The organism is Corynebacterium sp. HMSC065D07 (assembly GCF_001810695.1).
In the GTDB taxonomy this organism is placed as follows: domain Bacteria; phylum Actinomycetota; class Actinomycetes; order Mycobacteriales; family Mycobacteriaceae; genus Corynebacterium; species Corynebacterium hesseae.
The window spans coordinates 25,617-44,811 of sequence record NZ_KV802435.1; the positions used below are offsets into that span (position 1 = coordinate 25,617).

18 protein-coding genes and 3 tRNA genes are annotated in these 19,195 nt (G+C 60.5%); 8 read left to right on the forward strand and 13 right to left on the reverse strand.

The window, feature by feature from the left end:
• Positions 1-3: 3 nt before the first annotated feature.
• The 3 genes from HMPREF2760_RS04900 to HMPREF2760_RS04910 all read left to right on the forward strand — a co-directional run bounded on the left by HMPREF2760_RS04900 (position 4) and on the right by HMPREF2760_RS04910 (position 3,418).
• Entirely contained in the window at positions 4-1,872 is a 1,869-nt protein-coding gene (locus HMPREF2760_RS04900; RefSeq protein ID WP_070596744.1) for a DUF294 nucleotidyltransferase-like domain-containing protein, read from the forward strand.
• Entirely contained in the window at positions 1,873-2,490 is a 618-nt protein-coding gene (locus HMPREF2760_RS04905) for an exonuclease domain-containing protein (RefSeq protein WP_070596745.1), read from the forward strand.
• A 118-nt stretch (positions 2,491-2,608) separates the two neighbouring features.
• Entirely contained in the window at positions 2,609-3,418 is an 810-nt protein-coding gene (locus HMPREF2760_RS04910; protein WP_185963178.1) for a fumarylacetoacetate hydrolase family protein, read from the forward strand.
• An 8-nt stretch (positions 3,419-3,426) separates the two neighbouring features.
• Here the strand turns inward: HMPREF2760_RS04910 and HMPREF2760_RS04915 are convergent, their stop codons facing one another.
• The 8 genes from HMPREF2760_RS04915 to HMPREF2760_RS04950 form a co-directional block, all read right to left on the reverse strand.
• Positions 3,427-4,530, reverse strand: a complete 1,104-nt coding sequence (locus HMPREF2760_RS04915; protein WP_070596746.1) for an isochorismate synthase — start codon at positions 4,528-4,530, stop codon at positions 3,427-3,429.
• Positions 4,531-4,609: 79 nt separating this feature from the next.
• On the reverse strand, positions 4,610-5,959 hold the full coding sequence (locus HMPREF2760_RS04920; protein WP_070596747.1) for a choice-of-anchor M domain-containing protein: 1,350 nt from the start codon (positions 5,957-5,959) through the stop codon (positions 4,610-4,612).
• Positions 5,956-6,852: an anchored repeat-type ABC transporter permease subunit gene (locus HMPREF2760_RS04925; protein WP_070565373.1), complete on the reverse strand. Its 897-nt coding sequence runs from the start codon at positions 6,850-6,852 to the stop codon at positions 5,956-5,958. The genes HMPREF2760_RS04920 and HMPREF2760_RS04925 overlap by 4 nt, the downstream gene beginning before the upstream one ends.
• Complete coding sequence (locus HMPREF2760_RS04930; protein WP_070524404.1) at positions 6,849-7,577, reverse strand: anchored repeat-type ABC transporter ATP-binding subunit; 729 nt, start codon at positions 7,575-7,577, stop codon at positions 6,849-6,851. Before HMPREF2760_RS04930 ends, HMPREF2760_RS04925 begins: the two co-directional genes overlap by 4 nt.
• Positions 7,570-8,469, reverse strand: coding sequence for a choice-of-anchor M domain-containing protein (locus HMPREF2760_RS04935; protein ID WP_070524402.1), 900 nt, complete (start codon positions 8,467-8,469; stop codon positions 7,570-7,572). The genes HMPREF2760_RS04930 and HMPREF2760_RS04935 overlap by 8 nt, the downstream gene beginning before the upstream one ends.
• Complete coding sequence (locus tag HMPREF2760_RS04940) at positions 8,462-9,961, reverse strand: anchored repeat ABC transporter, substrate-binding protein (protein ID WP_070596748.1); 1,500 nt, start codon at positions 9,959-9,961, stop codon at positions 8,462-8,464. Before HMPREF2760_RS04940 ends, HMPREF2760_RS04935 begins: the two co-directional genes overlap by 8 nt.
• Entirely contained in the window at positions 9,961-11,058 is a 1,098-nt protein-coding gene (locus tag HMPREF2760_RS04945; protein WP_070596749.1) for a choice-of-anchor M domain-containing protein, read from the reverse strand. Before HMPREF2760_RS04945 ends, HMPREF2760_RS04940 begins: the two co-directional genes overlap by 1 nt.
• A gap of 14 nt (positions 11,059-11,072) precedes the next feature.
• Positions 11,073-13,415: a choice-of-anchor M domain-containing protein gene (locus tag HMPREF2760_RS04950; RefSeq protein WP_070596750.1), complete on the reverse strand. Its 2,343-nt coding sequence runs from the start codon at positions 13,413-13,415 to the stop codon at positions 11,073-11,075.
• A gap of 162 nt (positions 13,416-13,577) precedes the next feature.
• Here HMPREF2760_RS04950 and gltX point away from each other — a divergent pair, with 162 nt between their 5' ends.
• The 3 genes from gltX (at position 13,578) to HMPREF2760_RS04965 (ending at position 15,441) form a co-directional block, all read left to right on the forward strand.
• Entirely contained in the window at positions 13,578-15,077 is a 1,500-nt protein-coding gene (gene gltX / locus HMPREF2760_RS04955; RefSeq protein ID WP_083304488.1) for a glutamate--tRNA ligase, read from the forward strand.
• Positions 15,078-15,237: 160 nt separating this feature from the next.
• Positions 15,238-15,309: transfer RNA gene (locus tag HMPREF2760_RS04960), tRNA-Gln, on the forward strand.
• A gap of 56 nt (positions 15,310-15,365) precedes the next feature.
• Positions 15,366-15,441, forward strand: a tRNA-Glu gene (locus HMPREF2760_RS04965).
• A gap of 84 nt (positions 15,442-15,525) precedes the next feature.
• Here HMPREF2760_RS04965 and HMPREF2760_RS04970 read toward each other — a convergent pair.
• From HMPREF2760_RS04970 to HMPREF2760_RS12850, 3 genes are all read right to left on the reverse strand, one after another.
• Positions 15,526-15,855 (reverse strand): transcriptional regulator, encoded by a 330-nt coding sequence (locus tag HMPREF2760_RS04970; RefSeq protein ID WP_070524394.1) that lies wholly within the window; start codon positions 15,853-15,855, stop codon positions 15,526-15,528.
• On the reverse strand, positions 15,848-16,252 hold the full coding sequence (locus tag HMPREF2760_RS04975) for a hypothetical protein (protein WP_070524393.1): 405 nt from the start codon (positions 16,250-16,252) through the stop codon (positions 15,848-15,850). Before HMPREF2760_RS04975 ends, HMPREF2760_RS04970 begins: the two co-directional genes overlap by 8 nt.
• Before the next feature lie 406 nt (positions 16,253-16,658).
• On the reverse strand, positions 16,659-16,814 hold the full coding sequence (locus HMPREF2760_RS12850; RefSeq protein ID WP_154761985.1) for a hypothetical protein: 156 nt from the start codon (positions 16,812-16,814) through the stop codon (positions 16,659-16,661).
• A gap of 73 nt (positions 16,815-16,887) precedes the next feature.
• Between HMPREF2760_RS12850 and HMPREF2760_RS04980 the strand changes: the two genes are divergently transcribed.
• Positions 16,888-16,960 (forward strand) — tRNA-Glu (locus HMPREF2760_RS04980).
• A 56-nt stretch (positions 16,961-17,016) separates the two neighbouring features.
• On the opposite strand, the gene HMPREF2760_RS04985 is transcribed toward HMPREF2760_RS04980, so the two are convergent.
• Together HMPREF2760_RS04985 and HMPREF2760_RS12515 are read right to left on the reverse strand one after the other, a co-directional pair.
• Positions 17,017-17,733 (reverse strand): hypothetical protein, encoded by a 717-nt coding sequence (locus tag HMPREF2760_RS04985; protein ID WP_246823622.1) that lies wholly within the window; start codon positions 17,731-17,733, stop codon positions 17,017-17,019.
• Between the two features lie 115 nt (positions 17,734-17,848).
• Positions 17,849-18,139, reverse strand: coding sequence for a hypothetical protein (locus tag HMPREF2760_RS12515; RefSeq protein WP_070708426.1), 291 nt, complete (start codon positions 18,137-18,139; stop codon positions 17,849-17,851).
• 220 nt (positions 18,140-18,359) lie between these two features.
• Here HMPREF2760_RS12515 and HMPREF2760_RS04995 point away from each other — a divergent pair, with 220 nt between their 5' ends.
• Positions 18,360-19,106 (forward strand): S1 family peptidase, encoded by a 747-nt coding sequence (locus tag HMPREF2760_RS04995; RefSeq protein ID WP_232755678.1) that lies wholly within the window; start codon positions 18,360-18,362, stop codon positions 19,104-19,106.
• The last annotated feature ends 89 nt before the right edge of the window (positions 19,107-19,195 follow it).

The following is a 19,195-nucleotide window of genomic DNA, read 5'->3' on the forward strand; positions in this document are numbered from 1 at the left end:
CGCATGAGCGTCGAAATAGACGAGGTCACCAGCTTCCTGGCCAAGAATGAGCCTTTCTCCCACCTGCCGGAGGAAGAGCTTAACGCGCTGTCCTCACAGTTAAGCATGATCTACCTGCGCCGAGGGGATATCCCTATCAAGCTGGGGCAAGAGAATGCCAACCTCCACATCATCCGCACCGGGGCGATTGATGTGTTGGGGGAGGACGGCATGCTGCTAGACCGCCGCGAATCCGGGCTCACCTTCGGTTATTCTACGCTGCAGGGGGAGCCGCACTCCGCTTATGAGATGGTCGCGGTGGAGGACAGCCTCGTCTTCACCCTGGCGCAGGAGGACTTCAGCGAGTTGTCCCGCCGCAACCCCGACATTGAGCGATTCTTTTCAGCGCAATCGCGCCAGATCCGTGCGGCAGCGCGTGAGCTGTCTGAATCCACTTCGACCGACGTTTTACGCACGCCGCTGCGAGAGCTCATTCGCACCGACATACTGACTGCGCCGGCTGCCACCACCATCCGTGAAGCCGCGATGTTGATGACGGACCGCGGCGTGTCCTCACTGCTCGTTGTTGCACCGGGTTCAGATTCAGCCAAGCGTCTTGCCGGCATTGTGACCGACCGTGATCTGCGCACCCGCGTGCTCGCCGCGGAGCGTGACCCTGCTGAATCGGTGGGGGAGATCATGACGCCTCAGCCCCTCACGGTATCGGCGGATGCCCCGGCCATGGAAGCACTCTTGCACATGGCCGAGCGCGGAATCCACCATTTGCCGGTGGTCAAAGAAGGCGCCCTGCAGGGGATTGTTACGCAGTCGGACGTTACCCGGCTGCTGCACAATGATCCGGTCTACCTTGCGGCGGATCTTTCACGGCGCTCCAGTGTTGCGGAGCTGAATGGTGCCTTCAACGAGGCCACGCGCCTGGCCGGGCGCTTCGTGGAACGTGGCTCGACACCGGCGGAAGCCTCGAGCTTGGTCACGCTTGCCGCCGATGCTGTGGCACGGCGCCTGTGTACGCTCGCGGAGGAGGAACTTGGTCCTCCGCCTGTGGAGTATGCCTTCGTGGCCGTGGGGTCGCAGGGGCGGCGCGAGATGGCGCTGGCCTCGGATCAGGATAATGCGCTCGTCCTCGCGGATGATTATGATGCCAGCGCGCACGGCGAGTATTTCGCACGGTTTAGTACCTTCGTGTGCCAGGGCCTTGCCGCCGCCGGTCAGGCTCTGTGCCCAGGTGACATGATGGCCATGAACGCCGAGTGGCGGATGACGCGCTCCCAATGGATCGACACCTTCCGCAAATGGATCCGGGACCCCCAACCGGAGGCGCTGCTCAACGCCCAGATTTTCTTCGACTTCCGCGTGCTCTACGGAAGCGAGGAGCTGGCCCGTGAGGTCCACACTGCCGCCGTGGAGATGGGCAAGGGCGCGACGCGCCTGCACGCTCACCTGGCTAGCCTGGCCGCGCGCCGCGAGCCGCCGCTGACGCTCTTCCGCGGACTCGTGGTGGAGCGCGATGGCGATTATGCACATACCCTCGACATCAAAAAGGGAGGCACCGCGGGTATTGTCCAGATGGCCCGGCTCTTCGCTTTAGCATCCGGCTCCACGGTTGTGGACACCCGCCAGCGCCTAAGTGAAGCCGCCGGGAACGCGGTGAGCCGCCGCGGTGCACAGGAGCTTCTCGACGCCTTCGACTACCTCCGATCTCTTTCCTTCGAGCACCAAGCCCGACAGTTGCGGGAAGGGCACAAGCCGGACTACCACATTGACCCCAAGAGCTTGGGGCGGATGGACCGCGAGCACCTGCGTGATGCTTTCCGTGCGATCAAATCCATGCAGAACGCGCTTGCCACCAAGTACCCGGTGAGGAGTATCTAGATGTGGAGCCGGTGGAGCCGCCGCGCGGATTGGGGCGCGCCTGCACGAAGCACCCCGCTCGATGAGCTGGGATTGCTCACCGTAGATATGGAGACCACGAGTCTTGATCCGCGCACAGGAAAGATTGTTTCTATCGGGTGGGTACCGGTGAACGGCGGTGTTATCGACCTATCTGGCGCCGGCTATACCGTGGTGCGCGGCGCGAAGGTGGCCGAAGATGCACATGTCCACCTGCTCACTCAAGACAAAGTCGATGCCGGCGAAGAACGCGAAGTGGCAATCAAGCAGTTGCGAAAGGCCCTGAACGGCCGAGCGCTACTCGCTCACTTCGCACCTGTGGAGGTGGGCTTCATAGAAGCGGCTTCCAAAGAGATATTTGGTCAGGTCCCTCGGTTGAGCGTGGTTGATACCTTTGCTATTGAGCGGCGCCACATGGAACGCATGGGCACTTATCCGCGCGGCGAGGACCTGCGGCTTCCCCGAGTACGCGCAAGATACGGTTTGCCGCGCTATGGCAATCACAACGCGCTGAGTGATGCTTTGGCCTGCGCTGAGCTATATCTGGCACAGCGGGGGAGCACGCGGGCGGTGACCTTGGGGGACGTCGCCAAGCGCTAGGCGGCCGAGCGGGCTCTGTTCCACAGGTTGGACGCCTGCGTTATCATCGCATCCTTTGCAAGCTTTACATCTAGCCCCTGAACGCGAGTGAAAAACCCTTGCGAGTAGTATGGCCGTCATGCGTTTAGGACGAATTGCTCACACCGAAGGTATTTGTTTCGCCATCATTGATGGCCCCGCCGACGCCCCGCTTGACCAGCTGGTGGCCAAGGAAATCTCCGGCACCCCGTTTACCCCGCCGGAGCCAACTGGCCGCGAGTGGCCGCTGAGTGAGGTGCGCTTGCTGGCGCCGACCCTGCCCACCAAGGTCGTGGCGCTTGGCCGCAACTACGCCGACCACGTGGCTGAGGTCTTCAAGGAATCCGCGGAGCACCTCCCGCCGACGATCTTTATTAAGCCCTCCACCGCGGTCATCGGCCCCGGTGCCCCCATCAAGATCCCAGAGTTCGCCACCAACGTGGAGTTCGAGGGAGAGCTCGCGGTCGTGATCTCTAAGGTCTCGAAGAACATTGATCCGGAGAAGTGGCGCGATCACGTCGTTGGCTACACCATTTGCAACGATGTCTCTTCGCGCGACCTGCAGTTCCAGGATGGCCAGTGGGCACGTGCGAAGGGTATTGACACCTTCTGCCCGCTGGGCCCGTGGATTGAGACGGACCTGGACTGCATCGACCTTGATGACCAGAAGATCAACGCTTACCTGACCCACGATGGCAAGCGCGAGCAAAAGCAGGATTCTAACACCGACCAGATGATCGTGAAGATGGGCGGCATCATCGCGGAGATCTCGCAGTCTTACACGCTGCTGCCGGGTGATGTCATCACCACAGGTTCCCCGGCTGGTACGGCGCCGATGGTGCCGGGCGATACCATCGAAATTGAGATCCCCGGCGTGGGCAGCCTGACCAACCCGATTGAGCGGGCCTAAAGGCCGCTCTAGAGGCCGAGTGCTTTGAGAATGGTGCGCAACTTCGCCGTGGTTTCCTGAAGCTCGGCCGTCGGGTCGGAATCCACGACGATTCCGCCGCCCGCCCACGCGCGGGCGGAGAGTCCATCGCCGGCTACTTCGGCGCAGCGGATGGCCACCATGTACTCGCCATCGCCGGAGTCATCGCACCAGCCCACTGCACCGGCGTAGAAGCCGCGGTCGGCTTCGGCGGTTTCGATCAGCGCTTGCGCGGCTTCCGTGGGGGTACCGCAGATAGCGGGGGTGGGGTAGACCAGCTCGGCCAGTTCGAGTGCCGTGAAATTCGAATCCTTCAGTGTTCCCGCAATCGGGGTCCCCAGATGCCACATCTCGTTCGTGGAGGTCAGCTGCGGGGTGGTGGGGGCGTCGAGAGTACTGCACAGCGGCTGCAAGATCCGGCGGATGTGGTCCACGACGAAGGCATGCTCGCGCAGATCCTTGCCTGAGTTTTGGAGGTCTTGACCGGCCTTGATATCGCGTGCCTTATCGGCCTGGCGGGGCGCCGAGCCAGCTAGGGGGAAGGCCGTAACCGTTGAGCCTTGCTTCTTAATCAACACTTCCGGGGAGGAGCCCACGAGCATAGATCCCGGGCGCCCCGCCGGCGAGAGGTCGGCGATGAAGCCGTCGCGGTGCGAGGATAGATCGATCAATCGCGCGGCCACGAGGAGCGGATCCACCGGAGCATTGAACTCAATGTCAACGGCGCGAGCAAGAACCACCTTGTCCAGTTTGGAGGCTTCGATCGTAGCGATGGCGGCCTCAATGCGGCGCAGGTGCTCTTCCGGCTCCGGATCAAAACCGGTCACGCGCGCATTGAGCTTGCCGCTGCGGTAGTAGGCATGGGGCTCAAGAGGCCCGTCCTCACGAATGATGCTGCGCGGCACGGTGAGCGCAGCTGGATCACCCTTGTGAAAGGGAAGTGCGCCGACGACCATGGGCGCGCTGCCGGCACGTAGTGCGGACACTGCATCATCGACAGCGCTAAAGGTGGTGGTTGAACCTTGGGTACGCACAGACCCCGTCGCGCGGGACAGGAGGAAGTCGGGGGCGGTAGAGGGTCTGTTTTCACACATAAGGAATAACTCTAGTTCCTTCCGCTGCTAGCGCCGAAACCAGATCCCTTGCTTTTGTGATATGACCGGTATCGAGGTGCTAGTCGCGATTGCGCGGGCGGAAGAACTGCACGGCAACAAACAGCCCGATACCAAGTAGCAGGGCCAAGGAGCCCATGCCTGCGAGAAAACCCGCCCAGAAGCCGACCATCGGGGCTCCATAGCTCATGGCCTGGATGTTTTCGGCGTCAGCATAGTCTTCGTTGGAGTCGGACGCAGAGTGCTGTTGCTGTGCTTCCTGCTTTGCGCCGCGTTCCCGGTTGGCAGCGGTGTTGCGCGTGGAGCCTTTTTCTCCTGAGGAAGCAGTGCTTTGCGACGCCCCACGGTGTGCCGAATCTCTCTGTCCTTGCGCTGTGTGGGCTACACCGTTCTGTGCCGAGTTCTGGGACTGCGACACTGAGCGCTGGCCATCAGCTGGGCGTTCAGTACTGGGCTCTTTAGACGTTGGTGATGTTCCCGGTTGTGCTTTACTGCGTGCACTCGGACGCGTGGAGTGCCGCGAATCCTGAGCCCGACTTGTTTCGGAGGGCTTTCCACCGTTGAGGAGGGTATCTGCCTCCTTGAGTGTTTTGTCCATAGTCTTATCCAACTGTGCGATGGACTTGGAGGTGTCATTGATGTCCTTGGCCAGTTGCTGCGGCCGGTTCTTCGGGCTGCCCGAGCCAGCATTGTCGCCTTCGCTGGAGTCCCACTCCAATTCGCAGATGTCGGAGGCATCGGCGTCGCCGACCAAGAACGGTACGTCGATGGAGTGCTCGGAGCCATCGTTGAGCGTGAACGTGAAGGTAGCGGCGTATGCTCCCGGTTCGGTGAAGATTATCCCGGTGTGGCTGTGGAAGTGATCGGGGTAGTCCCAAGTGATATCCGGGTTATCTGAATCAAAGAGCACGGTGGGTTCAGCACCCACAGAGTTCTGGAAACCCACCATGCGCCCGCCGTCCGGCGCGGCGTGCAGCGTTAAGGAAAGGGTGGCGTCGGCTGCCGCAGCCTCGTCGAGGTAGCTGGTGTTGAATCCAACCCACGGGATATCCGGGTTCTGGGTTTGGGGAATCTGCCAGCCTTTCGATGGGATGTCGTTGCCTGCGGATTCTTCAAAGGCGGCGTTGCTGCCCACCTCCACGTAAAACTCGCCGGAGGTGTAGTCCTTGCCTGACTCGTCATCGCGGGCCAAGAAGGAGAGGTTTCCGGAATCTCCGACCAATGCTAGGTCTTGGTGTCCACGGGTAAAGGCGTGCAGGGAGTCGGCATCGCAGGAGGCCTCGCTCGCGTGCTCTTCGGCGAGGGCTGGCGGTGCAGCGGCCACCAACGGCGGTGTGCTGAGAGCTAGTGCAGCGACAGCGGTCAGGGTAAGCGGGCGGAAGCTCATACGTGTCATATGAAAAGAGTTCATGCGGACAAGGTCTCCTTCGAGGTGTGTGATTGCGAGGTGGATGCCGCGTCGCGGCGGGAATGCAGTAGAGGGGAGAGTGCCCACGCCACAAGGAAGAAGGCGGTGAGCAGCAGAACGATGGTTGCGCCGGCGGGAAGATCGATGGCCCATGCGAGGTAGATTCCGAAGAAACTGCCCAGCGAACCGATCACCGCGGAGGCGACCATCATTGACCCCAGCGAGTCACAAAGCAGCCTGGCGGTCGCGGCTGGGGTGATGAGGAGGGCCAGGACGAGGACGTTGCCGATGGTTCCCACGGAGATAACCACCGCGCCCGTGACGCAAAGGTAAAGCACGATGTCTAGGACAAAGACGGGAAGCCCCATGGCACGGGCAGTCTCTTTGTCCATGCAGGTGGCTGTGAGCTGGGGGCCGAGGAGCAATACTGTGGCCACGATAAGCACCGAGACGGTGAACGCGGTGTAGAGATCTGCGTGGGAGACGCCCGTCAGCGAGCCGAAAAGAAAGCTGGTGAGCGAAGCCGTGTAACCCTCCACGCGTGAGATGATCACCATGCCGAGCGCAAAGGAAGCGGCAAAGAAGATGCCGATGACGGAATCTTCGCGCACAGTTCGCCGCTGGGAGAAGCACGCGATGAGCACGGCCACCGCGCAACCCGCCACGGCGCCGCCCAGCAGTACTGACCCGTGAAGTGCGAAGGCGATGGCCAGTCCCGGGAACACTGCGTGGGACACTGCATCGCCGATGAAGGCCATTCCACGTAGCACGACGTAGCACCCCACCACGCCGCACACGATTGCGGCGAGGAGGGAGATCCCTACTGCGCGGGCGAGGAAGTCCAAGTGCGGGTTGGTGAGGTCTTGGAAGAACTCAACTAGCGAGATGTCGATCATGCCGCCACCCCAATCGCGGAGAGCAGGGGCGAGGAGGCTGAGACTCCGAAGGTGGTGCTCCAAGGCTGTGGGGTTAAGCGCAGGGTTTCCGCTGGGCCGTCAGCGATGATGCCCCGGTTGAAGAGCACAAGCCGTGAGCAGGAATGTGCGGCCTCTGAGAGGTTGTGCGTGGACATGACAACGCTGGTGCCATCTGTAGTGAGCTTGTCAAAAAGAAGCAAGAGCTCCTCGGTATTGGGGGCGTCGAGGCCGGTGAAAGGTTCGTCGAGAAGCAGCACCTCTGGTTCGCAAGCTAAGGCGCGGGCGATGAGGACGCGCTGGCGTTGCCCGCCGGAAAGCTGGGCTATAGGACGCCGTGCGAATTCTTCCAGGTTGGTCAGCTCGATGGCCCGCCGCGCGGCCTCCTTATCGGAGCGCCCTGGGCGCCGGAACCACCCCACTAGTCCAGTGCGCCCACTCAGCACCGCCTTGGCCACGCTGATGGGGAAGTCCCACTCTACGTCGTGGCGCTGCGGGACATAGCCAAGCGAGGTGGTCACGTCGATGGTCCCGGTAAAGGGCACGAGGCCTAAGACAGCGCGCATGAGCGTGGTTTTGCCAGCGCCGTTCGGACCGAGGAGCCCGATAAACTCGCCAGGGTTAACAGAAAAGCTTGCCCCGTCGATGACGCGGCGGCCGGACAGCGATACGGACAGATCGTTTACCGTAATGAAGGGATTAGCCACGCCGCCCACCCTTCGCGCGCACGACGGCGATGATGGCACCGATGAGCACGAGGACGCCTACGCCCGCGAGCGCCCAGATCCACGTGGGCACCGACGCCGACATAGAGCCGGACGTGGCGGAGGACTCGGCATTGGGGTCCCATTCCACGGCCTGTGCTTGCGCAACGTCGGCGTCATCGCCCACAGCGAAGGTCAAGGTGGCTTCGGCAGCTACCTCTTTTCCGGCGCTTTCTCCTGCGCCCTCGCCGCTCATGCGGACCCGGATCTGGTGAATGCCGGGCTCGGTGAACACCCAATTGGCGTGGGTATGAGTGCCCAAGTCCACCCAGAAGCCTTCTGAGTCCCCGGTTGCTGTAGACCACAGCAGCTGAGGTTCTTCGAAGCCGCCGTTTTGCAGGAAGAGGGAGAACTCACCCGGGCCTTGGTGCCCGAGGAACTCCATTGTCACTCCTCGCTCAACGTTGTCTGCCAATGAGGGAGCTTGGGTATTCCAGCCCAACCACGGAACGTCAGCCTGCTCCGTTTGCGGTACGACCCACACCTGCGAGCCAGGTTCTGCGCCAACGAAGGAGAATGCCTTGTCCTCCGGCAGAGTCAACAGGGCGTTGTCACCCACCTGGAAGACCACATCCTCGGGCTGGCGCCACACGGGTGTTTCAGCCGAATCATCGCGAGCGAGGAACTCAGCTTGGCCTTCGGAGAGCAGGAGCCCTAGGTCGACGTGGCCGTGATCGATGGTGGCAGCCGTTCCAGGCGCGGCTACCTCTTCGTTAGAGCTGACCACCTGGGCGAGATCTCCGGCGAAGGCAGCTGCCGGTGCGAAAGCCAAGGCCGCGGCGGTAAGCGTTGCCGCAAGCGGCATAGTGACGGTTCGGATGGTGAGTTTAGACATGAGATTCCTTTGTTGTGTTGCTGAGACAGCGGTTGAGTGAGTGCGCGTTGAAGCGCAAGAGGTCGAGATACGTCGGAACGGCGTCATCAAGCGTGTCGCCGTAAATCGGGCATACAGCCACCCCGAGGGAATCGGCGGCTTCCCGGATGACATCCGCGCTGGCTTGTTGCGTTGGTTCTACGAATACGGCGGGAAGCTGGAGGTTCTCCAAGGTGCGGCGCAGAGCGATGACATCGCGCGGCGAGGGCTCGATGGCCGGGTTCGGAGTAACGAAGCCCGCAATATCAATGCCGTAGCCTTGCTCCAAGTAGGCATAACCGTGATGCGGCGTAACCAGGTGGCGGTTGCGCTCCGGGATGGAGGAGATGAGCCGTCTTACTTCGGCATCGGTTTCCCGCAACTGCGTGATGTAGTCCTGTGCGCGGGCGCGGTAATCCGCGCCGTGCGAGGGGTCCGCCTGGGCAAGCTGTTCAGCGATGACCTCGGTAAAACTGACAACGTTAGCGGCGTTATGCCACAGGTGCGGGTCCACCTCACCGTGAATGTGCTTTCCTAACACCGCCTGCGGCAGGAGATAGGTTTCATCGCCTGGACGGCCTAAGAAACGGTAGGAGGGATCCGGCGGGATCTCCTGCAGCGCGGAGTTAGGGACGCGCAACACCGTGGTCTTCGGATCAAAACGCTCGCCTTGGTCCTCCAAGTCGAGTTTTCCTGTAGCCATGTCAGCGGTGATATCCACGTGACCCGCATCGAGCTCGCGCATCCCCTCAGGTGCGCTTACGCCCACGGCCACTGTGAACTCCTGAGGGGAGCCGTCGTTAGCACCAAAACTCATCCTGTAGATACCGGGCCTGCTAAAAGCCCAGGACACGTGCGTGTGGGCGTTGGCTGGCAGCGTCGTGGAATCCTCGCGCGGATCTATCCCATCGGCGGTGTTAAAAAGGACCTCTGGCGTACCGAATGTAGAGACCACGTAGGCGGCGGCATCGCCCGGGCCTTCTGCGTCGATCAGGCGCAGGTCGACGCTTGAGGTCCCCGGGGGCGCGTTGCGCACGCGCAACCCCAGCCACACGGCGTCGAGCGCGATGTTCTCCACCAGCGGGACCAGCTTCGCTCCACGCGTGGAGGCCTGATCCGCCACTTCGGTGACGGGCACATCCGACGACTCCTTCATGGACTTCAGCAGATTCTGTGGCTCGAGAAGAAACCCGTTGGACAGCAGTACGTCTGCGTTTGCGATGTCCCGCACCGAGCGCAGGCTCGGTTCAAAGGTATGGGGATCCTTTCCCGCGGGGATCAGGGTCGTCACCGTGGCGTCATGTCCGGCCACATGCTTGGCGACGTCCCCCAGTATCGGTGTCGTCGCCACCACCTTCACCTTTGCATCGTCTCCGCTGGCAGTGCTCGCGCAGCCACTCAGCGCTGAGGCGCCGAGAGAGATGGCGGAAAGAATCGCGGTGCACGCCATCCGAGTGCGTACTTTCCGAGGCATCAGTCGCGGCCCTTCAGCAGCGCGAGGCGCGCTAGCGCCAGGCCCAGCACAAGCATTCCCAGGCCGAGGATGCCGATGCCCCACGGCAACAGGTTTTGCCCACTGTCGTAGTAGCCGGCCGCAGCCACCGTGTCCACATTCTCCCCGTCCGCGGTTTCGGCGGATCGGTGAGAAGGCTTGCGCTCCTTCCTTTCCCCGCGAGCTGTGCGGTCTTTACGCTCCTTGTTGTGGGCCTGTTGTTTGGTGTTTTTGGCACCGGCAGCGGGGGCCGAACCGCGGGCAGCGCCTCCAGGGCTTCCGGCTCCGGTGCTTCCAGCGTGAGAGCGTGAGCCGGAGTTGGAGGAAGCAGATTGCTCAGGGGAGGCGGCGCCTTGCGCAGCCCCGTGGTCATCGTCGGCACCGTCAGTGCCATCATCGACGCTGGATTCCTCGTCCCCGGAATCCTGGGGAGCGGCTTCGCCGTCGCCGACGTCCCAGGTATAGGTGACCTGATTACTCGTGTCGCCGTTGGATTCAGCCTGAACAGTCATGGTGTACGTACCAGGTTCGCTAAACGCCCAATTGACGTGGCGGTGCGCCGGGTAAGCCTGATTGATGACGTCACCGGACACCAAGTCGAGCTCGCCGGCGTCCGTGACCGGTTGAATATCACCAAAGCCTGCGGTTTCGAAGATGAAAATGTCGCCGGGCCCGGTGACCTCAACAAATTCGAAGTTCACGTCCTTATATCCAGCAGATTGGGCCGCTTGCGTATCCCAACCCGGCCACAGGAGTGAGCTGTCCTGGGTCTGGGGGAGGTAGTACGTCGGTGTGCCGATGCCATCGATGCGCTCGGTCGCCTCGCTCCATGCCTCCTCAGCCACCTTGAGGGTGACATCGTTACCGGGCCTGATGACGCCACTACCAGTTACGTCTTCCTTCATCGACAGCGTCAGCTGACCATCCGGCGCGGAGACATAGAAGGCATCCACGTGCCCAGAATCTATAACCTCGCTTTCGGCGCGGGCAGTCGCTGGAAAGCCAAAGACGGACACGAGAAGTGTCACGGCGATGGCGCACACGGCGGCATTGAATGTTTTCAGCGGTGCGGAATGCAATCGAAGTGTCCTTTCTAGCGGTGAAGTAGACCGTTGAAGCGGGCCTCGATCTGGGCTCTGTGGTCGTTGTAGAAATTGAAAAGGCGTTGGAAAATGAGGGCCACGACGACCGGAAGCACTAATCCCCACAGGCTGTCGAGCTTGGGCTTAGAGGACGTCGTCCCCTTATCTCCACTGGGCTTCGTGTTTCCTGGCTTCTTGCCGCCGGGTGTGTCGGTGCCTTCGCCTTCGCTTCCTCCCTTGGAGCTTGCGCAGTCCTTGATTGCGGCGTCTCCGGCCGCGACGGTGAGCACCTGGGGTTCGGAGGAAATTTCTTTGCCATCGGCGGTGGTGGCCGTGTAGCTGACTTCGAGTTTGTAGATACCCGGCTTGGTAAAGACCCAATTGCTGTGGGTATGCGAGGCAAAAGTGGTCTCGATGGACAAGTCCCCCTCCGCTGAGTTGATCAGCGGGGTAAAACCTTTGCCTAATCCTTCAGTAGTGAAGAGCCCAATTTCTGCGCCTTCAGGCTTCTCGACGGGCTTAATATTGAGCATGACCTTGCCGTCTTTATAGTCCTTGTAGTTGAGAGCTTGGGTGTTATATCCCGGCCAGATGATGCTCTGCTCTTGGGTTTGGGGGAGGAGGAAGAATTTCTCCTTGCCCAGGTAGTCGAATTCCTTGCCGTTGAGCGCGGCGGGGCGGGAGCGCAGGGCGTTGTCGTGTACTGCGAGGACGACGTCGTCAAGCGGGCGCTCGACGGTCTTCTTATCCACGATGGCCGTTTCATCCTTGAGGCGGGTGAGAAACTTATCGCCGTCACGGGATACCGAAATATCGACGTGTCCGTGGTCGAGCACTGCCTTGTCGGCGCAGACACCGGTGTTGTCGCCGGGTTCGGGCTGAGGAGTGTTATCTGGGGCTGGCGCAGGAGCCTGAGCCCCAGCGCCGAGTTTGCCCACGCGCTCGTACGTTTTTCCGAAAGCGAAATTGTCGGTCAGCGTGATGCTGCCGGAGTCTTGCGTGATGCTTGGGTGCGGAAGAATATCGAGGCGCACGGTATTGCCGTTGAAGTTTGCATCGGCACCGACGACAAATTCCGCGCGGCCGCGGGTGATAGTGCCGTCGAAATCGATGTCCGGAAGCGAGCTTCCCTTACTAAAGAAGCCACCGTGCACGTAGCCTTCCAGGTTTGTATCGGCTGCCTCCAGGATGATGCGGGTGGCGTCTTCGCCCTCCGGAACGGCGCGCGCGGACAGTCCCGTGTCAGATAGCGAAACCTCTTCTCCGGAGAAGAGTTGACGGGGGTTTGTAGTCTCGGTCCAGGACTCCGCGGACGTCTTCGATGTGGTGGCTACTTCTGCACCCTCGGAGTACTTGAGCTGCTCGGATACCCACCGCGGGCTGCCATCTTCTGGGGTGTACACCGCCTGAATCTCGGAGGATTCTGGGCCTAGGAACTCGTCAAAGTGGGCTTTCCCGTCGGTAACCGGCAGGTCGGTGAGGAAGTAGCCGTCGATAAGCAGCGTGAGCGTGCCGTTACTGCCCCCAGTGAAGTCGATGGAGGAAAGCCGCTCATCTCCATCTTTGTCACGGGACTTGGCAGGGGCGATGCGCAAGCGATAGTCCTTCTGGCTAGCATCCCCCGCGGATGCCTGCTCGAAGCGCTCCTTGAGGGAGGGAGTGCTGTGGTCTGACGGGCGCTGCCCTCCGACCTGAATGGACGTGGTTGTCGGCTTGGAGGAAATGAACTCGCCGTCTTTGTTTCGCGCGGTGGTTTGGTAGGTGAGCTGGTAGCGCCCGGGTTTGGAAAAGACAGTGAAATTGTGGGTATGCGTGCCACTAGTCAGCCACGCGGAGTGAGGTGCGCCCTCCGACGTGCCAAAGAATCGTTGAAGCCCTCCAGGGCCGGGGTAGTAGCCAAACATCTCTACTTCGCCCGGTCCATCGACGCTTAACAGGTCGAGGGAGGCGATGTTATCGCGGAAGCTGTCGACAGGCAGCTCAGTGTCGGCGCCAAAGCCCATCCATACCGGGTCCAGGCTGCCCTGCACGCTGGCAGGGGCCATGTAGTAGGTTTCGCCCGGCTTCCCCAGGAAGGAGAGCGCAGGGTCCTCCGGTACGGTGAACTGGTATTGGTTTGTGCCGTTTTGGTCCCAGCCTTTGCCTACCCACGTGACGGTGTCGGCGAGGTCGTGGTCGGACTCGGCTGAATGGCTCTTGAGGTTAAGAGAATCGTCTTCCCAGAATGCTTTGGGGGAATCGATGTGCGTTTGAGTGGCCACGTGTTTGCCGTCGTCAGGGCCGGCTACAGCGGTAGCGGGGGAGAAGAGAAGTGTGGCGCAGGTAAGCAGCGCCACGGAGCGAGTTCGAGCCACAGTGTGGAACCTTTCTTCAGTTCTGTCGAGAGAATTTCACTATAGGGAATGGAAATCAATTCCGTTTAGTCTGGATCGAAAACCCAGTTCACGCTTAGTGGAAACCGGGTTCAATTACCCCCAAGTGGGGCGGGCGGTACAGCAACTCAGTGCTGAACTACGATGGTTGACATGACTGAAACAACTTCCGACGTCCGCGTACGTTTTTGCCCGTCGCCCACAGGAACGCCCCACGTGGGCATGGTCCGCACGGCGCTGTTCAACTGGGCCTATGCCCGCCACACCGGCGGCAAGCTCATCTTCCGCATCGAGGACACCGATGCCGCTCGTGACTCCGAGGAGTCCTTCCAGGCCATCATTGATTCGCTGAACTGGCTCGGCTTGGGCTGGGATGAAGGCGTCAATGTGGGTGGTCCGGACGAGCCGTACCGTCAGTCGCAGCGCATAGATATTTATGCCGATGTCCTGCAGAAACTCAAGGACGGCGGCTATGTCTACCCGGCTTATTCCACCAATGAAGAAGTGCAGGCGCGCCACAAGGCAGCCGGCCGCGACCCGCAGCTTGGCTACGACAACTTTGACCGCGACCTCACCCAGGAGCAGATCGATGCCTTCGAGGCGGAAGGTCGCAAGCCGGTGTGGCGCCTTCGCATGCCGGACAAGGACTGGACTTGGAATGACTTGGTGCGTGGAGAGCTGACTTTTAAGTCGGCGACCCAGCCGGATTATGTGGTGGCCCGCTCCAATGGCGCACCGCTCTACACGTTGGTTAACCCTGTCGATGACGCGCTCATGGGGGTTACACACGTGTTGCGCGGCGAAGACCTGCTGTCTTCCACTCCGCGCCAGCTCGCCCTCTACGAGGCGCTCATTGAATTGGGCATTGCCAAGCAGACCCCGGAGTTCGGCCACCTGCCGTTCGTGATGGGTGAGGGCAACAAGAAGCTGTCCAAGCGCGATCCGCAGTCCAACCTGTTCAACCACCGCGATGCGGGCATCATCCCGGAGGGCATGCTCAACTACCTGTCCCTGCTGGGCTGGTCCCTTTCCGCGGACAAGGACATCTTCTCCGTCGATGAGCTCATTGCCAACTTCGATGTGCACGACGTCCTGGGCAACCCCGCCCGTTTCGACCAGAAGAAGTTGGAAGCCATCAACGCCGACCACATTCGTTTGCTTGAGCCGGCTGACTTTGCCCAGCGCCTGCGGGATTACCTCACCGAGTACACCGACTTCCCTGCGGATTACCCGGAAGACAAGTTCGCCTTCGCCGCCGACCTGGTGCAGACCCGCATTAAGACGCTGTCTGACGCTTACGGGCTGATGTCCTTCCTGACCACGCCGGACGCTGAGCTGGAGCTCGACGCCAAGGCGGCCAAGAAGAACCTCAAGGAGGAGGCTGTTCAGCCTCTCGAGGTCTCCATTGCGAAGTTGGAGGAGCTCGGGGAGTGGAAGACCGAAGAGGTTGAAAAGGTTCTCTCTGGCGCGCTTATCGACGACCTCGGTCTCAAGCCCCGCAAGGCCTACGGCGCCCTGCGCGTCGCGGTCTCGGGACAGCAGGTTTCCCCGCCGCTGTTCGAGTCCATGGAGCTGCTGGGCAAGGAGTCCACGCTGGCTCGCCTTAAGGCAGCTTTGGCCGTGACGCCGTGGAGTGCTGAGTAGTCTCACAGGCCTGTAATTTCGGGGCATTAAGAATCGTTCTTAATGCCCCGAAAATGCTATCTGGCCTGGCGATTTGTGTGTATCGGTGGTGCTGGATATAGTAATAAACCGTTGCAGCGAGCAGCGAGGGGTTAAGCCCCAAGCAAGCTCAACGCGATAGTGGCCTATGGTGTAATTGGCAACACAACGGTTTCTGGTACCGTCATTCTAGGTTCGAGTCCTGGTAGGCCAGCAGTGATAACTGCGCAAAGTGCAGCGGCACTTTGCAGTCAGCGGTCACGGTTCTATGCCCCGTTCGTCTAGCGGCCTAGGACGCCGGCCTCTCACGCCGGTAACACGGGTTCAAATCCCGTACGGGGTACCACTTAAAGAGTGGCAAGCATAACGCGCTTGCCACTCTTTTTCTTTCATCGGCCATAATCCTAGCCCGACTTATTGGTCTGGAGGCTTATAGGCCTTCTGTCATTGCTTTGAGGGCTAGAACGTGCCGTGTGTAGGCGTCTGCGCCGGTTTCGGTGAGCGTGACCCACACGGTGTCCTTGGCGCGCGTAGAGCCGTACTCCCGCGTGCGGCTTACGTAGCTGTGGTCTTCGAGGTGCTTTAGTTGCTTGGAGAGCGTATCGGCGGGGAGTTCCGTAAGCTCGGCGAGTTGACCGTACTTCATCTGCCGTCCTTCGGTGGCGCCGGCGGAGAAGAGTGTGGCGCAGATCTTGAGCCGATTGATGGGGTGGATGACTGGGTCTAGCTCAGGGGGCTGGTGAGATGCTTTCCTAGACATTGATGCCCTTTACGGCGGAGTTACTGTTCTCGTAAAGCATCCAGGCTGTCGAGCCAGTAACTATGACCCCGCAGGAGATCATCCACGGCCACGTGTTGGGGGTCGGTGTAGTAGACATGATCATGGCGAGGGGGAGGACTACTCGTGACCATGTCGCGCGATCGTTCCTCGGCCCCTTGTTGGGGTTGGGGCGAACAAAAGGGTTCGCGATTTTGTCCTTGAGGAGGAAACCGAGAATGAACGTCGGTATCAGGATTGCGAGTGTGTACCACCAGGACACCTTGGATAGCGCAAGACTGCTACCGATACCGAGCGCTACAAGTGCCACCGCCCACCAGCTTTGTGTCCAGGCGGTCCGCTGTTGGGCGTCTTGAATGATCTTGAGTTCATCGTTCATGGCCTGACTCCTTTGTTTGCATCTAATGCAAGTGTATCACTTGCATTAAGTGCAAGTAAGGGGGTGAGGGCTGTTGTAATCAAGGAGTGGTGTGGTTGTGCCCCTTACCGGAGGGTTAAAAGTCCAAGTGCAAGCGGACTTGAGAAAGTTACCAGGGGGTATACCAGTGGCCAATTGGTCTAATCCCTTCCGCTATGCCTTTGGCGGTCATACACTGCAGGTATAAGGCATTCCCGACAGAAAGGAGAGCGGATGGCGGAAGCTGATAATCATCACTATCGCCGACGCGACTCTAGCAGATAATACGAGGCGGCATCGCCATAATCCACAACTTCTTAAAGCCAACATTCGAGCGAAGTAGGAGCCTTGCACCACATGCTGTTAGCGCACGTGTCCTCCCGAACCTCTAGCGATGACTAACGAGTGCTCCGGCCCCAGCTGCCAACGGCACGCCAGCGGAATAACCACTGATTCGATCCGCACCCGGGCCCTGAGAGTCAATGATTTCATCGCAGTCGAAAGCGGCAACGAGGTTCGGGATTTTCTTTGTGTAAAAAGCCATACTAGCTGCCGATTTGTGCATTCTTTCGCCGATCCTATAGTGTTTAGCAAGTCCGCAACGGACAGCTAAACGAGCCCCGTTCGTCTAGCGGCCTAGGACGCCGGCCTCTCACGCCGGTAACACGGGTTCAAATCCCGTACGGGGTACAAAAATAAAAGGTGGCGAGCATGATGCTCGCCACCTTTTCGCTTTGGGCTAAAGACTAGACGATGAGGACCTCGGCGTTATTGCCGCCGGTGCAGCGAATGACCTCGTGTTCATCGGTTCGGCATGTTAGCGAGTAGTTCTGTTGGGTAATGGGGCTGTTGACGGTGACCTGTCCGGGGATGAAGGACCGGAGGTCATCTTTAGAGCTTGGTGCCAAGGTCATCAAACGGCCTGCAGTGGAACGGGCGAAATCGCAACTGGTGTTCGCACCGGCCATGACGAAAGCGATGTTGTAGCCGTCGCCCATCTGGCACACAGTGGCGGGCGTGCCGTAAACGTTGACTGATGCGCCGTTGGCGTCGCCCTCGGGGAGTTGTTCAGAAAGGCTGTTATACGTGGCCGTTTGTGCCGTTTGAGAGGTTTGGCGTTGGCCTGCTGCCGGTTGGGCGGCTTGGGCTCCTTGTGCACTCTGGGCCTGTGTGTCAGGTTGTTGAGCCTGGTCCACAGGCTGATCGCTTGCGTTGTCCGGCAAGGTTGGTTCAGGGCCGTCGGGGGCTGCCTCGTCGACAGTGTTCGGAACGTGAAGCTCAGCGTCATCGTTAAGCGGCTGAAATGCCGGGTAAGTGTTTTCAAACGTTGGCTCACCCGATGCCGTTTCCGTCCTCGACGGCGCTGCCATCTCGGATGACGTGGAGCATCCGACTGTTAGAACACCGGCGGTGATTATGGCTGCAAAAGCTGCGATGGGACGGTGGGCGCGCGTGGAAGTCATAAAGCCCACCCTAACGAGATGTGTGGCGATGCGCTGGGGAAAACGGGGAAAGCTGCCCAATCACAGTGACGTGCACTCAGATTGGGCAGCTCAATACACAGAATCGGGGTAGCTCTTAGTGGCAATCCCAGTGGCCGTCATGTGCCGCGTGGCGGTGACCATCATGCAGGTAGTCCACGTGGTCGCCATGGGGAATAGCGACGTGCCCGCAACCCTCGCCGTGCTCGTGTTCGTGGGCATCGTGAACGGTGTGCTCGGATGCCTCGCACTCGTCCCAGTGGCCTTCATGCTCGCGATGAATGTGGCCGTCGTGTACGTAGTCGGTGTGATCGCCGTGCGGGAAGGCGACGTGGCCGCAGCCTTCGCCGTGGACGTGGGTGTGCTCGTCGTGGATGGTGTGGGTCATGGCTCCTCCTGGAGGTCGGGGATTTTCACTACATTTTCAGTAGCTGTCAATGTTAGTAAAGCGCGTTTCCAATACACTTTCAATAGCGGGGGGTGGGGGTATCGCCGGAGCTGAACGGGGGGCGTGAAGGGAGAATTGGCCTAGCCCAGGCTAGAGTGGGGTGATGATGAAAAGGTCTCCGCAACTTCGCTTTTCCCGTGTCTTACCAGGCTTTGTATTCATGGCTGGCGCATGCTCGCTGGCCTTTGCTCTCGCCGCCCCCGCGACCGCTGCTGAGGGGGTGCCGGTTCGGCAAGGACAAAAGATCGCGGCTTCTGATGGCGCGTTGTGCACTGTTGGTTACGTCGAGGCTAATCGGGCGTGGACCTCGGCGCACTGTGGCTTAAATGGCGAACAAGTGTATAACGAAGCAGGCCAGCACCTAGGAACGTTGCGTTGGTTCACGCCCTCGGGGGCAGCGGGGCATGACTTGGCCTATATTCAATTCGCCGGCGGAACCTATTCGGCAGGCAACCCGCTCACCGGGGATGGCATGGCACCGGTGCCTGGTGAAGGCTCAACGGTGTGCTTCGACGGACAGGCCGCGTCGCGTCAGTGTGGCACCGCGGTGAAGGGGCCGGGTGTCTTTCCGGGCATGAACTATGCGGCCGATGTGTCGCTGGCGCCTGGGGATAGCGGTGGAGCAGTGTCCGTCCCAGGGCAGCCGGGCGTTGTGGGCATTTACCAGGGGATCACCCAGGCTAATCGGGGTGGCCGGACAGTTACTTTCTCAAATTATGCGCGCATGCCACATGCGGATGAGCTAGCGCGCCTGCCACACCAGGGTTGGGTGCCGCGCCGCCCCAACCGGGAGCCAGGAAATCCAGTCCGGGTGGCCCAAGAAACAGGTGAGGCATTGTCCTCGACGAGTAGCGCGGGACCGGAAGGGCTGCGCGGCCTTGCGATGTATTTCGGTCTCGGTATTTAGGAACGCAGCCTCGAGGCTTTAGGCTCCTCTGCGCTGCATTGCGCTGCGCTAAGTGTGTGATGTCTAGGGACTTTTTGGACGCGGAGTCC

What these genes read in the sequence shown, in the direction of transcription:
- HMPREF2760_RS04900 (WP_070596744.1), top strand. Translation starts at nt 4, where the DNA reads ATGAGCGTCGAAATAGACGAGGTCACCAGCTTCCTGGCCAAGAATGAG.
- HMPREF2760_RS04905 (WP_070596745.1), top strand. Translation starts at nt 1,873, where the DNA reads ATGTGGAGCCGGTGGAGCCGCCGCGCGGATTGGGGCGCGCCTGCACGA.
- HMPREF2760_RS04910 (WP_185963178.1), top strand. Translation starts at nt 2,609, where the DNA reads ATGCGTTTAGGACGAATTGCTCACACCGAAGGTATTTGTTTCGCCATC.
- HMPREF2760_RS04915 (WP_070596746.1), bottom strand. Translation starts at nt 4,530, where the DNA reads ATGTGTGAAAACAGACCCTCTACCGCCCCCGACTTCCTCCTGTCCCGC.
- HMPREF2760_RS04920 (WP_070596747.1), bottom strand. Translation starts at nt 5,959, where the DNA reads ATGAACTCTTTTCATATGACACGTATGAGCTTCCGCCCGCTTACCCTG.
- HMPREF2760_RS04925 (WP_070565373.1), bottom strand. Translation starts at nt 6,852, where the DNA reads ATGATCGACATCTCGCTAGTTGAGTTCTTCCAAGACCTCACCAACCCG.
- HMPREF2760_RS04935 (WP_070524402.1), bottom strand. Translation starts at nt 8,469, where the DNA reads ATGTCTAAACTCACCATCCGAACCGTCACTATGCCGCTTGCGGCAACG.
- HMPREF2760_RS04940 (WP_070596748.1), bottom strand. Translation starts at nt 9,961, where the DNA reads ATGCCTCGGAAAGTACGCACTCGGATGGCGTGCACCGCGATTCTTTCC.
- gltX (WP_083304488.1), top strand. Translation starts at nt 13,578, where the DNA reads ATGGTTGACATGACTGAAACAACTTCCGACGTCCGCGTACGTTTTTGC.
- HMPREF2760_RS04970 (WP_070524394.1), bottom strand. Translation starts at nt 15,855, where the DNA reads ATGTCTAGGAAAGCATCTCACCAGCCCCCTGAGCTAGACCCAGTCATC.
- HMPREF2760_RS04975 (WP_070524393.1), bottom strand. Translation starts at nt 16,252, where the DNA reads ATGAACGATGAACTCAAGATCATTCAAGACGCCCAACAGCGGACCGCC.
- HMPREF2760_RS12850 (WP_154761985.1), bottom strand. Translation starts at nt 16,814, where the DNA reads ATGGCTTTTTACACAAAGAAAATCCCGAACCTCGTTGCCGCTTTCGAC.
- HMPREF2760_RS04985 (WP_246823622.1), bottom strand. Translation starts at nt 17,733, where the DNA reads ATGACTTCCACGCGCGCCCACCGTCCCATCGCAGCTTTTGCAGCCATA.
- HMPREF2760_RS12515 (WP_070708426.1), bottom strand. Translation starts at nt 18,139, where the DNA reads ATGACCCACACCATCCACGACGAGCACACCCACGTCCACGGCGAAGGC.
- HMPREF2760_RS04995 (WP_232755678.1), top strand. Translation starts at nt 18,360, where the DNA reads ATGGCTGGCGCATGCTCGCTGGCCTTTGCTCTCGCCGCCCCCGCGACC.